11 protein-coding genes and 1 pseudogene are annotated in these 14,316 nt (G+C 65.7%); 9 read left to right on the top strand and 3 right to left on the bottom strand.

Annotated elements, in window-relative coordinates; translation table 11 throughout:
* The first annotated feature begins 14 nt into the window (after positions 1–14).
* The 3 genes from AX767_RS16310 to AX767_RS16300 are packed head-to-tail and all read left to right on the top strand — an operon-like array spanning position 15 to position 4,738.
* Positions 15–1,937 carry a PrkA family serine protein kinase gene (locus AX767_RS16310; protein ID WP_068632284.1) on the top strand — a complete coding sequence of 641 codons (1,923 nt, stop codon included), beginning with the start codon at positions 15–17 and terminating at the stop codon, positions 1,935–1,937.
* Between the two features lie 15 nt (positions 1,938–1,952).
* Positions 1,953–3,242 (top strand): YeaH/YhbH family protein, encoded by a 1,290-nt coding sequence (locus AX767_RS16305; RefSeq protein ID WP_068632283.1) that lies wholly within the window; start codon positions 1,953–1,955, stop codon positions 3,240–3,242.
* Positions 3,239–4,738 (top strand): SpoVR family protein, encoded by a 1,500-nt coding sequence (locus tag AX767_RS16300; RefSeq protein WP_068632282.1) that lies wholly within the window; start codon positions 3,239–3,241, stop codon positions 4,736–4,738. Before AX767_RS16305 ends, AX767_RS16300 begins: the two co-directional genes overlap by 4 nt.
* Positions 4,739–4,888: 150 nt before the next feature.
* Here AX767_RS16300 and AX767_RS16295 read toward each other — a convergent pair whose 3' ends face one another.
* Positions 4,889–5,095 (bottom strand): hypothetical protein, encoded by a 207-nt coding sequence (locus tag AX767_RS16295; protein ID WP_068632281.1) that lies wholly within the window; start codon positions 5,093–5,095, stop codon positions 4,889–4,891.
* Between the two features lie 213 nt (positions 5,096–5,308).
* On the bottom strand, positions 5,309–5,767 hold the full coding sequence (gene aroQ / locus AX767_RS16290) for a type II 3-dehydroquinate dehydratase (RefSeq protein WP_068632280.1): 459 nt from the start codon (positions 5,765–5,767) through the stop codon (positions 5,309–5,311).
* A 91-nt stretch (positions 5,768–5,858) separates the two neighbouring features.
* Between aroQ and frmR the strand changes: the two genes are divergently transcribed.
* From frmR to AX767_RS16265, 5 genes and pseudogenes are all read left to right on the top strand, one after another.
* A complete protein-coding gene (gene frmR, locus AX767_RS16285) occupies positions 5,859–6,134 on the top strand; it encodes a formaldehyde-responsive transcriptional repressor FrmR (protein ID WP_068632279.1) in 276 nt (91 codons plus the stop codon).
* Positions 6,135–6,184: 50 nt separating this feature from the next.
* Positions 6,185–7,294, top strand: coding sequence for an S-(hydroxymethyl)glutathione dehydrogenase/class III alcohol dehydrogenase (locus tag AX767_RS16280; RefSeq protein ID WP_068632278.1), 1,110 nt, complete (start codon positions 6,185–6,187; stop codon positions 7,292–7,294).
* A gap of 20 nt (positions 7,295–7,314) precedes the next feature.
* Positions 7,315–8,202, top strand: a complete 888-nt coding sequence (gene fghA, locus AX767_RS16275; protein ID WP_068632277.1) for an S-formylglutathione hydrolase — start codon at positions 7,315–7,317, stop codon at positions 8,200–8,202.
* A gap of 15 nt (positions 8,203–8,217) precedes the next feature.
* Positions 8,218–8,838: a 3'-5' exonuclease gene (locus AX767_RS16270; RefSeq protein WP_068632276.1), complete on the top strand. Its 621-nt coding sequence runs from the start codon at positions 8,218–8,220 to the stop codon at positions 8,836–8,838.
* A 171-nt stretch (positions 8,839–9,009) separates the two neighbouring features.
* Positions 9,010–11,417, top strand: a pseudogene (locus tag AX767_RS16265) (catalase).
* Here AX767_RS16265 and chrA read toward each other — a convergent pair.
* Entirely contained in the window at positions 11,396–12,772 is a 1,377-nt protein-coding gene (gene chrA / locus AX767_RS16260) for a chromate efflux transporter (RefSeq protein ID WP_156481061.1), read from the bottom strand. The pseudogene AX767_RS16265 and the gene chrA overlap by 22 nt on opposite strands.
* A gap of 80 nt (positions 12,773–12,852) precedes the next feature.
* On the opposite strand from chrA, the gene AX767_RS16255 reads away from it, so the two are divergent.
* Positions 12,853–14,301, top strand: coding sequence for an MFS transporter (locus AX767_RS16255; protein WP_082755040.1), 1,449 nt, complete (start codon positions 12,853–12,855; stop codon positions 14,299–14,301).
* Positions 14,302–14,316: the final 15 nt, after the last annotated feature.

Genomic DNA, 14,316 nt, shown 5'->3' with positions numbered 1-14,316 from the left:
ATGGAGGTGATCGCATGGACGTGATGAGCAACTTCGCCGCTCGCTACGAGCGGACCCGTGAGGAAGTCCTGTCGCTGCAGGACTATCTCGACCTCTGCAAGCGCGAGCCGATCGCGTTTGCCACCGCCGCCGAGCGCATGCTCAAAGCGATCGGCGAGCCGCAGATGGTCGACACCCGCAACGACTCGCGGTTGTCGCGCATCTTCGCCAACAAGGTCATCAAGATCTACCCGGCGTTCAAGGAGTTCTACGGCATGGAGGAAGCCATCGAGCAGGTGGTGTCTTACTTCCGGCATGCCGCCCAGGGACTCGAAGAAAAGAAACAGATCCTCTACCTGCTCGGTCCGGTCGGCGGCGGCAAGAGTTCGATCGCCGAGCGCCTGAAGCAACTCATGGAGCACGTGCCTTTCTATTCGATCCAGGGTTCACCCGTGAACGAAACGCCGCTCGGCCTCTTCGACGCGGCGGAGGATGGCGAGATCCTCGAAAAGGAATACGGCATCCCACGTCGCTACCTGAACCGCATCCTCTCGCCCTGGGCGGTGAAGCGGCTCGAAGAGTACGGGGGCGACATCCGCAAGTTCAAAGTGGTCAAGCGCTATCCGTCCGTGCTGCGGCAGATCGCGGTGGCCAAGACCGAACCCGGTGACGAGAACAACCAGGACATCTCCTCGCTGGTCGGCAAGGTCGACATCCGCAAGCTCGAGACGTATGCGCAGGACGACCCCGACGCGTATGCCTACTCCGGCGGGCTGTGCCTGGCGAACCAGGGCTTGCTGGAGTTCGTGGAAATGTTCAAGGCGCCGATCAAGGTACTGCATCCACTTCTTACCGCCACGCAGGAAGGCAACTTCAAGGGCACCGAAGGCTTCGGCGCGATTCCGTTCGACGGCATCGTGCTGGCGCACAGCAACGAGAGCGAGTGGAAGGCGTTTCGCAACAACAAGAACAATGAGGCCTTCCTCGACCGCATCTACATCGTCAAAGTGCCCTACTGCCTGCGGCCGTCGGAGGAAATCAAGATCTACGAGAAGCTGGTGCGCAACTCGTCGCTGGCGCAGGCGCCCTGCGCACCGGGCACGCTGCGGATGATGGCCCAGTTCTCGGTGCTCACGCGGCTGAAGGACCCCGAAAACTCCAGCGTCTTCAGCAAGATGCAGATCTACGACGGCGACAACCTGAAGGACACCGATCCCAAGGCCAAGTCGCTGCAGGAATACCGCGACTACGCGGGCGTGGACGAGGGCATGAGCGGCGTGTCGACGCGCTTCGCCTTCAAGATCATCTCCAAGGTGTTCAACTTCGACAGCACCGAAGTCGCGGCCAATCCGGTGCATCTCATGTATGTGCTGGAGCAGCAGATCGAGCGCGAGCAGTTTCCTGCCGAAACCGAGCAGAAGTACATCAGCTACATCAAGGAACTGCTGGCGCCGCGCTATGCCGAGTTCATCGGCAAGGAGATCCAGACTGCTTACCTGGAGAGCTACAGCGAATACGGCCAGAACATCTTCGATCGCTACGTGACCTACGCCGACTACTGGATCCAGGACCAGGAATACCGCGACGTCGACACGGGCGAGGTGTTCGACCGCGCCTCGCTCAATGGTGAGCTCGAAAAGATCGAGCGACCCGCAGGCATCGGCAACCCGAAGGATTTCCGCAACGAGATCGTCAACTTCGTGCTGCGGGCGCGCGCCGGCAACGCAGGCAACAACCCGTCGTGGACGAGCTACGAGAAGCTGCGCACCGTGATCGAGAAGAAGATGTTCTCCAACACCGAAGAGCTGCTGCCCGTGATCAGCTTCAACACGAAGAGCAGCGCCGACGAGCAGAAGAAGCACGAGGACTTCGTGAGCCGCATGGTGCAAAAAGGCTACACCGCCAAGCAGGTCCGCCTGCTGTGCGAGTGGTATCTGCGCGTTCGCAAGAGTTCATAGAGGAGCAGAGACGCCGTGGCCCTCCTGCAGCAGATCATCGATCGAAGGTTGTCGGGCAAGAACAAGTCCATCGGCAACCGCGAGCGCTTTCTTCGTCGGTACAAGGGACAGATCCAGGAGGCGGTGCGCAAGGCGGTGAGCGGCCGCAACATCCGCAACCTCGAACAAGGCGAAGACGTGACGCTGCCGCGGCGCGACGTGTCCGAGCCCGTGTTCGGCCATGCGCGCGGCGGCGACCGCGAGTACGTGCATCCGGGCAACCAGGAATACCTCAAGGGCGACCGCATCGCGCGGCCGCCCGGTGGGGCCGGCGGCGGCTCGGGCAGTGGAGAAGCCGGCGATGGCGGCGAAGGCGAGGACGACTTCGTGTTCCGTCTCACCCGCGAAGAGTTCATGCATGCCTTCTTCGACGACCTGGCGCTTCCTCATCTGGTGCGCACGCAGATCGCCGAGATCCCGGAGTGGAAAAGCCACCGTGCCGGCTTCACGAGCGACGGCACGCCAAACAACCTGCATGTGGTGCGCTCGATGCGCGGCGCGCTGGCGCGGCGCATCGCGCTCGGCGGCGAGCCGCGCAAGGAACTGCGCCGGCTCGAAGACCACTTGCTGCACCTGAAGCAGCACACGCCGCACACGCAGGCGCTGCAAAAAGACATCGAAGAGACCGAAGCGCAGATCGCCGAGGTCCGCAGCACTGCGCGGCATGTGCCCTACATCGACCCGATCGACTTGCGCTACCGCAACCGGGTGAAGACGCCGGTGCCGAGCGCCAAGGCCGTGATGGTCTGTCTGATGGACGTCTCGGGCTCGATGGACGAGGCGCGCAAGGACATGTCCAAGCGCTTCTTCATGCTGCTCTACCTCTTCCTCACCAGGCACTACGAGAAGATCGACCTCGTCTTCCTGCGCCACCACACGCAGGCCCAGGAAGTGACCGAAGAGGAGTTCTTCCGGGCCACCGAGACCGGCGGCACGGTGGTGTCCAGCGCCTTGGTGCTGATGGAAGAAGTGATCCGCGCGCGCTACCCGAGCGACGAGTGGAACATCTACGGCGCGCAGGCCAGCGACGGCGACAACTGGCACCAGGACAGCGGCCGCTGCCGCCAGTTGCTCGAAGAAAAGATCCTGCCCGCGGTGCGCTACTACGCCTACGTGCAGGTCGCCGATGCCGAGCAGAACCTCTGGCAGGAATACGCAGCGCTCGAGGCCGTGACGCGCAATTTCGCGATGCGCAAGGTGGCTGACGCACAGGACATCTACCCCGTTTTTCGCGACCTGTTCAAGAAAGAAGGCGTTTCGCCATGACGCTGCCAAGCCCATCGGACTGGACCTTCGAGCTCATCGAGACCTATCACGCCGAGATCGCGGCGACGGCCAAAAGCTTCGGGCTCGACGTGTACCCCAACCAGCTCGAAGTGATCAGCGCCGAGCAGATGATGGACGCGTATTCGAGCGTCGGCATGCCGATGCTCTATCGCCACTGGTCGTACGGCAAACAGTTCATCAGCACCGAGAAGAACTACCGCCGCGGCCACATGGGGCTGGCCTACGAGATCGTCATCAACTCCGACCCGTGCATCGCCTACCTCATGGAAGAAAACACCATGGCGATGCAGGCGCTGGTCATCGCGCATGCGGCTTACGGGCACAACAGTTTCTTCAAGGGCAACTACCTGTTCCGGATGTGGACCGACGCGTCGTCGATCATCGATTACCTTGTCTACGCGCGGCACTACATCGCCGAGTGCGAAGAGCGGCATGGCGTGGACGTCGTGGAAGAAATGCTCGACTCCTGCCACGCGCTGATGAACTACGGCGTGGACCGCTACCGACGCCCGCAGAAGCGCTCGCTAGCGCAGGAAAGCGCGCAGCGTGCCGAGCGCGAGCAGCATTTGCAGCAGCAGGTGAACGACCTCTGGCGCACCCTGCCCCGGCGCGACGGCCAGGCCGCCGAGGCGAGCGCCACGCGGCGCTTTCCGGAGGAGCCCCAGGAGAACCTGCTCTACTTCATCGAGAAGAACGCGGCGCTGCTCGAACCGTGGCAGCGCGAAGTGGTGCGCATCGTGCGCAAGGTCGCGCAGTACTTTTATCCGCAACGCCAGACGCAGGTCATGAACGAAGGCTGGGCCACCTTCTGGCACTACACGCTGCTCAACACCATGTACGACCGCGGCCGGCTGGCCGATGGTTTCATGATGGAGTGGCTGAGTTCGCACACCGGCGTGATCTACCAGCCGCCGGTGGGCCACCGCGCCTACAGCGGCATCAACCCGTATGCGCTGGGTTTTTCGATGTTCACCGACCTGCGCCGCATCTGCGAGAAACCGACCGAAGAAGACCGCCGCTGGTTCCCCGACATCGCCGGCAACGACTGGATCAAGACGCTCGACTACGCCATGCGCAACTTCAAGGACGAGAGCTTTGTCGGCCAGTTCCTGAGTCCGAAGGTGATGCGCGATTTCCGCCTCTTCGCCATCCGCGACCACGAGAAGGAATCGGAGCTGGAGGTCGCCGCCATCCACGACGACAGCGGCTACCGCGCCTTGCGCGAATCGCTGTCACGCCAGTACGACATCAGCTGCCGCGAACCCGACATCCAGGTCTGGAACGTGAACACGCGCGGCGACCGCGCGCTCACGCTGCGGCACACCCAGCGCAACAACCTGCCCTTGCACGATGGCGCCGAAGAGGTGCTCAAGCACGTCGCCCGCCTCTGGGGATTCGATGTGCAACTCGAGAGCGTCGACAGTCAGGGGCGGGTGAGCAAGCGCTGGAAGGCAGCGGCTACGCGGCAGAGCTAGAGGCGCCGCCCGCGCCGAAGTCGCTCAGGCGCCGGTGTCGGTCGGGTTGCGTTTTTCTTCCATCAGCTGTTGCTGCCGGTGCACCGCCTCGCACTGCGCACTTGGCGATCGAGCGGTTCTCGGTGCCGCACGCCGGACAGGTGATGCCCATCAGTGCGCCGCGTGGTGCGCTTTCGCGGCGTCCAACACAACGCCGCCTCGCTGCGCAGCCGCGAGGTCTCGCTCGGCGGACAGGATCAGTGCCGCCTGATGCGCGGAGCGGCCTGCGGTCTTGACATTCCCGAGCAGGATGCGCCACTCCTCGGCGAGCGCTGCCGGGGAATCGTTATGTGTCGACCGCAGCAGCGTCTGGCTCACGTCGACCAGCGACGCCGCGGCTCAGGGCCTCTTCGATGGCAATCGATGCGCGCTCCAGGAGCGCACGGACGGAAAGTTGGGTCATCGCATCATTCCGGACGCTTCCGGGGTTCAATCGGCGACGGTGCCAGTGCCTCTCCAAAACGCCTGTGCATTTTGGCACACGCGGAAATGAGAGCTTCTAAATGTGGTTTACGAGCAGTGCAAGGGGCGCTACGCCGTGGGCGCGCTCAAGCGCACCAGCGCCTCGATCGCCAGCGGATAACCTTTCACGCCCAGCCCCACGATGATCCCGCGCGCCGCGGGCGAGATGAAGGAGTGGTGGCGAAACGTCTCCCGCGCATGCACGTTCGAGATGTGCAGTTCGATCAGCGTCACGCTGGCGCCCTTGATGGCGTCGTGCAGCGCGATCGAGGTGTGCGTGTAGGCGCCCGGGTTCATGACCACGCCGAGCATGGTGCCGGCGGCGATCTCGCGACCGGCCTCGTGGATCCAGTCGATCAGCTGGCCCTCGTGGTTCGACTGACGGCACTCGATGGCGACGCCGAGTGCATCGCCCGTCTCCTTGCACATGCGCTCGACGTCGGCCAGCGTTTCGTGGCCGTACTGCGCCGGTTCGCGGGTGCCGAGCAGGTTCAGATTGGGGCCGTTCAAGACTAGGATTTTCTTCATGGTGTCACCTGGATGTGGTCGCATCTTAAGGGCGCTGCGAGTGCGTCTTCCATGTGGTTCACATACTACCGGGGGGTATAGAATCCGGCGCATGCCCCACTCCCCGGTCGAGAAGAAGAAAGCGCTTGTGCGCGTGCGCCGCATCCGTGGCCAAGCCGAGGCGCTGGAGCGCGCGCTCGACGCGGGCGCAGAGTGCGGCGCCGTCCTGCAGCAGCTGGCCGCGATCCGTGGCGCCGTGAACGGGCTCATGTCGGAGGTGCTCGAATCGCACATCCGCGAGGAGTTCGGCACGGCCGCTGCGCCCGATGCGCGGCACGCGCAACGCGTCCAGGACATGACCGCCCTGGTGCGCACCTACCTCAGATGAACCGGCGCCATCCGTCGCCTCTTTTCCATTCCACCTTTCCAGGAGACTCCATGAAATCCCGCGCCGCCGTTGCCTTCGAAGCCGGACAACCCCTGCAGATCGTCGAGATCGACGTCGAGCCGCCCCGAAAGGGCGAAGTGCTGGTGAAGATCACGCACACCGGCGTGTGCCACACCGATGCGTTCACGCTCAGCGGTGACGACCCCGAGGGCCTGTTCCCGGCCGTGTTCGGCCACGAAGGCGCCGGCATCGTCGTGGAAGTGGGCGAAGGCGTCACGAGCGTGAAGCCCGGCGACCACGTGATTCCGCTCTACACCGCCGAATGCGGCGAATGCCTGTTCTGCAAGTCGGGCAAGACCAACCTCTGCGTGGCCGTGCGCGCCACCCAAGGCAAGGGCGTGATGCCCGACGGCACCACGCGTTTCAGCTACAACGGCCAGCCGATCTACCACTACATGGGCTGCTCGACCTTCAGCGAATACACCGTGGTGGCCGAGGTGTCGCTCGCGAAGATCAACCCCGACGCCAACCCCGAGCAGGTCTGCCTGCTGGGCTGCGGCGTGACCACCGGCCTCGGCGCGGTGAAGAACACCGCCAAGGTGCAGCCCGGCGATTCGGTGGCCGTGTTCGGCCTTGGCGGCATCGGCCTCGCCGTGATCCAGGGCGCCAAGCTGGCCAAGGCCGGCCGCATCTTCGCGATCGACACCAACCCCTCCAAGTTCGAACTCGCCAAGACGTTCGGCGCGACCGACTGCATCAACCCCAAGGACCACGACAAGCCGATCCAGCAAGTGATCGTGGAGATGACCACCTGGGGCGTGGACCACACCTTCGAATGCATCGGCAATGTGAACGTGATGCGCGCTGCGCTCGAATGCGCGCACCGCGGCTGGGGCCAGTCGGTCGTCATCGGCGTGGCCGGCGCGGGTCAGGAAATCTCCACCCGCCCGTTCCAGCTCGTGACCGGACGCAAATGGCTGGGCTCGGCTTTCGGTGGCGTCAAAGGGCGCACGCAGTTGCCGGGCATGGTCGAAGACGCGATGAAGGGCGACATCCAGCTCGCCCCGTTCGTGACCCACACCATGCCGCTCACCGGCATCAACGAAGCGTTCGACCTGATGCACGCGGGCCAATCGATCCGCTCCGTCGTTCATTACTGAAGCGCCGGTCGCCAGTCCCAATGACCGATTCCATCAAGACACTTTCAGCGCACCGCAGCTTCGGCGGCGTGCAGCACTTTCATGAACACGCCTCGCGCGAGATCGGCCTGCCGATGCGCTTTGCGGCATACCTGCCGCCGCAGGCCGAGCACGGCAAGGTGCCGGCGTTGCTCTACCTCGCCGGGCTCACCTGCAACGAAGAAACCTTCATGGTCAAGGCGGGGGCGCAGCGGCTCGCGGCCGAACTCGGCATCGCGCTCATCGCGCCCGACACCAGCCCGCGCGGCGCCCACATCGATGGCGAAAGTACGAGTTGGGACTTCGGCGTCGGCGCCGGCTTTTACCTCGACGCCACCGCGGCGCCGTGGGCCCCGAATTGGCGCATGGAGAGCTATCTCGTCGACGAGCTGCTGCCGCTGTTGGCGAAGACGCTGCCGATCGACGGCGACCGCATCGGCGTCTTCGGGCACTCGATGGGCGGCCACGGGGCGCTCACGCTGGCCTTGCGGCATCCCGGGCTTTTCAAGTCGCTCTCGGCCTTCGCGCCGATCTGCGCGCCGACGCAGTGCCCGTGGGGCCACAAGGCGTTCACCGGCTACCTCGGCGCCGACACCACACGCTGGATCGAGCACGACGCCACGGTGCTCATGCAGCACCAGCCCGTCGCGCCCTACCCGGCGGGCATTCTGATCGACCAGGGCCTGGCCGACAAATTTCTCGCCGAACAACTGCATCCTCACCTGCTCGAAGACGCCTGCCGCGCGATCGGCCAGCCGCTCACGCTGCGCCGGCACGAAGGCTACGACCACGGCTACTACTTCGTCCAGAGCTTCATGGCCGACCACCTCGCGCACCACGCGCAGATCCTGAACGGCGCGATCGGGCGTCCCGCTGCCCGCCAGCCCTGAAAAGAAAGCCGCTCCTTGAACACCCCCGCACTGCCGCCCATCCCCGAAAAAGAAGACATCGCCCTGCTCGATGCCTTCGAGGGTCTCGACCTGCCCGACATCGTGATGGTGACGACCGCCGAGGAGGCCGAGCGTGCCGCGGTGGCGATGCTGGCCGCCGGCATCGTCGGCTTCGACACCGAATCGAAGCCGACCTTCGCGAAGAACGAGGTCAACACCGGCCCGCACGTGGTGCAGTTTTCGACGCTGGACACCGCCTGGCTGTTCCAGTTGCATCGCACCGAATGCAACGCGACGCTGGCCGAACTCATTGCGTCGCGGGCGCTGACCAAGGTCGGCTTCGGTCTGTCGACCGACCTCACGCTCATCCGCAACAAGCTGGGCGTCGAGCCCCAGGCGGTGTTCGACATCGACAACGAATTCCGGCGGAAGGGGTATCGCAAATCGGTCGGCGTGAAGTCGGCGGTGGCTTTGGTGTTCAACCGCCGCTTCCTGAAGTCGCGCAAGGCGACCACCTCGAACTGGGCCAACAAGCAGCTCACCGAGGCGCAGATGCGCTATGCGGCAAACGACGCATACGCTTCAATCTGCGTGTACGACGCCCTCGAAACGCGGCGCCGCCCTTCGGAAGGCTGAGCATTCGGCAGCGCGACCGCGCCGCCACGACCTGCCATCTGGCAGTTGTCAGCGCTTGACCACGGCAATGGCGGCGCCGTCCGACAACAGCCTGTGAAGTGGGCTCGTACGGTTCTTTTTCTCCGTTGACGGCCGTCCGCGGAAACATGAACCCCACCGGACAAACGCACCATGGCCTCCGCCAAAAAAACGACCCTTTCGAAAAGCAAGACGGATGCGAAATCCGCCGCCCGCAACACCGCCAGCGGCCCTTCGCATCCCGGCGATGCAGGCAACGATGCACTGGCCCAGCAAAAGGCAGATACCCAGACGCTCGTCGCCTCCATGCCGTTCAACACCAACACCGCGTTGGACCATGGGGTCGACCACGCGATCGCGCCGCCCGTCGGCCTGACCGCCGAACCGCCCTCGCCAGCCGTCGGCGCCAGCACGCTGAGCGAAGCCAACGTCTCGGCCAAAACCGGCAACGCCGCCACGCCCGGCGTGAACCACACCATCGCGCCGCTCGAGCGCGTGCGCGCCGATGGCAGCGGCCAGCCGCTCACCACCAACCAGGGCGTGTTGATCGCGGACAACCAGAACTCGCTGAAGGCCGGCTTGCGCGGCCCCGCGCTGCTGGAGGATTTCATCCTCCGCGAGAAGATCACCAACTTCGACCATGAGCGCATTCCCGAGCGCATCGTGCATGCGCGCGGCTCGGCGGCGCACGGCTTTTTCGAGGCCTACGAAGCGCGCACCGATCTGACCCGTGCGGCGCCGTTCCAGCAAGGCGGCAAGGTCACGCCGGTGTTCGTGCGCTTCTCGACAGTGGCCGGCGAACGCGGCTCGGTCGACACCGCCCGCGACGTGCGCGGCTTCGCCGTGAAGTTCTACACCGACGAAGGCAATTGGGATCTGGTCGGCAACAACATGCCGGTGTTCTTCATCCAGGATGCGATGAAGTTCCCAGACCTCATCCATGCAGTGAAGCCTGAGCCGCACAACGCGATGCCGCAGGCGGCCAGCGCGCACGACACCTTCTGGGATTTCGTATCGCTGAGCCCGGAATCCACGCACATGCTGCTGTGGACGATGAGCGACCGCGCGCTGCCACGCAGCTACCGGATGATGGAAGGCTTTGGCGTGCACAGCTTCCGCATGGTCAACGCGCAGGGCGAGAGCAAGTTCGTCAAGTTCCACTGGAAGCCGAAGCTCGGTACCCACTCGCTGGTCTGGGACGAGGCCGCGAAGATCCAGGGCGCCGACGCCGACTTTCATCGCCGCGACCTGTGGGAAGCCATCGAAGCCGGCGAGTACCCTGAATGGGAACTCGGCCTGCAGGTCTTCACCGAGGAAGAGGCCGAGAACTGGAGCTTCGACATCCTCGATTCGACCAAGCTGATCCCGAAGAACTGGTGCCGGTGCAGATCGTCGGCCGCATGGTGCTCGACCGCAATCCGGACAATTTTTTCGCGGAGACCGAGCAGGTCGCGTTCTGCACGGCGCACGTGGTGCCCGGCATCGATTTCAGCAACGACCCGCTGCTGGCCGGGCGCATCCACTCGTACAAGGACACGCAGATCACGCGACTGGGCGGCGCGAACTTCCACGAGATCCCGATCAACTCGCCGATCGCGCCGGTCAACAACAACCAGCGTGACGGCATCAAGCGCCAGGCGATCCATCGCGGCCGCGTGGCCTACGAGCCGAACTCGCTGGCGGGCGGCAGCCCGTTCCAGGCCGGGCCGAAAGGCTTCGTGTCGTTCCCGGCGCCTGTCGAAGATGCGCACAAGCTGCGCGGCAAGCCCGAGAAGTTCGCGGAGCATTACCAGCAGGCGACCCTGTTCTGGGAAAGCCAGACCGATTGGGAAAAGGCGCACATCGTCGGCGGCTTTCGCTTCGAGTTGAGCAAGCTCACCGTGCCGGCGATTCGCGAACGCATGCTCTCCGGCCTGGCCAACGTGGCGGACGACCTGGCTCAGCGCGTGGCCGAAGGCCTGGGGATGGCCGTGCCGGCGGCGATGCCGAAGGCGCTCGACATGCCGCAGCCCGCCGAGGTGCGCGCATCGACCTCGCTGTCGTTGACCGCGCGCCCCGGCGACGGTGGCATCCGCACGCGCAAGATCGCGATCCTGGTGGCGAACGGCGTCGAAGGAAAGTCGATCGCTGCGCTGCAGGCGGCACTGGTCGAGGCCGGCGCCGTGGCCCGCATCGTCGCGCCGCGCCTCGGCACGATCAGCACCGCGGAGGGCGACACGCTCGAAGCCGACGCGTCGCTCGAGAACACGCCACCCGTGCTGTTCGACGCGATCGCGCTGCCCGACGGCAAAGCGGCGGTGGAACTGCTCGCACGCGTGGGCAACACGACCGAGTTCATCGTCAACACCTACCGTCATTGCAAGACGCTGCTGGTGCTCGGCGCCTCGAAGGCCTTGACCGACAAGGTCGGCATCCAGGCCAACCTGCCATCGGGCGCGCCGGACACCGGCTTGATCTTTGCCGACGCCGCCGACATCGAGGGTCAGGCGATCGCGACCTTCATCGAAGCGATCGCCCTGCACCGCCACACCGACCGCGATCAGGACCCGCCGCTGATCTGAAAAAAGCGAAGCGCGACGCCGATCAGCCCGCAGACGGCGATCAGCGGCAGCACGCCGACATTGAAGCGGAACAGCGCGATCGTCGCTGCCACGGTGATCGTGCTGGCGGCAAGATCGAAGCGCCCGCCGAAGCCTTGCGGCCACAGCACGTGGTACGCGAAGAAGAGCGCGAGGTTGACGATCACGCCGACCACCGCGGCGGTGATCGCCGACAACGGCGCGGTGAAACCCAGCTTGCCGTGTGTCGCCTCTATCGCCGGTCCGCCCGCAAGAACGAAGACGAAGGACGGCAGGAAGGTGAAGAAGGTCACCACGGTGGCCGCCAACGCCGCACCCGCGAAGACCGCGTCGGGTCCGAGCACCTGGTGGATCCAGCCGCCGACGAAGCCCACGAAAGCCACCACCATGATGAGCGGGCCGGGCGTTGTCTCGCCGAGCGCAAGCCCGTCGATCATTTGCGTGCCCGACAGCCACTGGTGCCGCTCGACCGCGCCCTGGTACACGTAGGGCAGAACCGCGTAGGCGCCGCCGAAGGTGAGCATCGCGGCCTTGGTGAAGAACCAGCCCATCTGCGTGAGCGTGCCGTGCACGCCCTGCGTCGCCAGCAGCACCGCCATCGCGGCAAACCACAGACCCAGCCCGACAGCCAGCACCTTGACCAGGTGACGGCGCGAGAAACGCGCGTGCGGCGGCGTCGGGGTGTCGTCGTCGATCAAGGCCGGTCCGTAGTCATGGCGCGCCGCGCCGTGGCCGCCGCCAAGCGCGAACACACCGGGCGCCCAGCGCGCGCCGAAATGACCGATCAGTGCGGCAGCCAGCACGATCGCCGGAAACGGCGTGTTGAACGCGAAGATCGCAACGAACGCCGCCGCCGCGATGCCCCACATCCAGCCGTTCTTCAGCGCGCGCGTGCCGATGCGGTGGGCGGCATGCAGCACCAGCGCCGTCACGGCCGGTTTGATGCCGTAGAAAAAACCGGCCACCCAGGGCACGTCGCCGAAGCGCAGGTAGACCCACGACAGCGCAATGAGGATGAACAGCGACGGCAGCACGAACAGCGCGCCTGCCACGATGCCGCCGCGCGTGCGGTGCATCAACCAGCCGATGTAGGTCGCCAGCTGTTGCGCCTCCGGGCCGGGCAGCAGCATGCAGTAGTTGAGCGCGTGCAAAAAGCGCTTTTCGCTGATCCAGCGACGTCGCTCCACCAGCTCGGTGTGCATGATCGCGATCTGCCCGGCGGGCCCGCCGAAGCTGATGAAGCCGAGCTTGAGCCAGAAGCGAAAGGCTTCGCCGAAGCTGACGGCTGCGCTTGCGCTGGGCAGGGGTGTGGGTGAGATGGGCGTCGTCGCTGTCACGGGATCGATGGGGTGGCGTCCAGGGCGCTGGGCGGGATCGGCGAGGTTAAGTCAGTTCCGTTGGCTATGCTGTGCGGCCCATGACCGCCCGCCCCTCACCGCCCCCTGCAGCGGACGCCAACGCCGACCCCGGCATCGACCCGAAGCGCGGCCGGCTCATCGCCTGGCTGGTCGCCGCCGCGTTCTTCATGGAGAACCTGGACGCCACCGTCATCACCACGGCCGTGCCCGCGATGGCGCAGAGCTTCGGCGTGGCGCCGGTCGCGTTGTCGATCGGCATCAGCGCCTACCTGCTCGCGCTGGCGGTGTTCATCCCGGTCAGCGGGTGGGTGGCCGACCGCTTCGGGCCGCGCCAGGTGTTCGCGTCTGCGGTGTTGCTGTTCACGCTCGCCTCGGTGGCGTGCGGCTTGGCAGAGAGCCTGCCGGTCTTCGTCGCAGCGCGCATCCTGCAGGGCGTCGGCGGCGCGTTGATGGTGCCGGTGGGCCGGCTCGTGGTGTTGCGCAGCACGCCCAAGAGCGGACTGGTCAAGGCCATCGCCACCATCACCTGGCCCGGCCTCGCCGCGCCGGTGCTCGGGCCGCCGCTCGGCGGCTGGATCGCGAGCACCTGGAGCTGGCACTGGATCTTCTTTCTGAACGTGCCACTCGGCGCGGTGGCGCTGGTGCTCGCGCTGCGCTGGATCGACGGCGCACCGGGCCGGCAGCGGCCGTTCGACTGGCGCGGTTTCGTCGCCAGTGGCGCGGGCCTCGCCGCACTCATGTACGGGCTCGACCGCATGAGCCATGCGGCGATCGACTGGCCCCAGGCCGGCAGCTTCACCGCGGGCGGCCTGGCCGCGCTGGCCTATGCGCTGTGGCACCTGCGCCGCACGCCGCATCCGCTGGTCGATCTCTCGGTGTTCGGCGTGCAGACCTTTCGCGTGTCGGTGGTGGGCGGCTCGCTGTTTCGCATCGCGATCAGCACCGCGCCGTTCCTGCTGCCGCTGATGTTCCAGCTCGCCTTCGGCTTCAGCATGATCGCCTCGGGCTTCCTGATGCTGGCGCTGTTCGCGGGCAACCTGGGCATGAAGCCGGCCACCAGCTTCGTGATGCGTCGGCTGGGTTTTCGCGGCACCTTGCTGGTCAATGGCTTGCTGGTCGCGGTCGGCTTCGCGGCCTGCGCGCTGTTGTCGCCCTCGACGCCGCTGGCGCTCATGGTCGCCGTGATGGTCTTCAGCGGCCTGTGCCGCTCGATGCAGTTCACCGCCTTCAACACGCTCGCCTTCTGCGACACCACGCCCGCGCAGACCAGCGGCGCGACCACGCTCTTCAGCATGTTCCAGCAGCTGTCGGCGGGCATCGGCATCGCCTTCGGCGCCATCGCGCTCGGCATCGCCGAACGCTTCACCGGCCATGCCGGCCACCCCGGCGTGGCCGACTTCCGCATCGCGCTCGGGCTCGTCACGGTGCTCGCGTTGCTGGCACTCATCGATTCGGTCCGGCTGCCGCGCGATGCGGGTGCGCGGGTGAGCGGCCACGCCGTCCGGTAGGTTTTGCGCGGCCCG

It is taken from the genome of Variovorax sp. PAMC 28711, assembly GCF_001577265.1.
Classification (GTDB): Bacteria; Pseudomonadota; Gammaproteobacteria; order Burkholderiales; family Burkholderiaceae_C; genus Variovorax.
The sequence above is the reverse complement of the archived record's forward strand: the minus strand, read 5'-3'. Positions and strand labels throughout refer to the sequence as shown.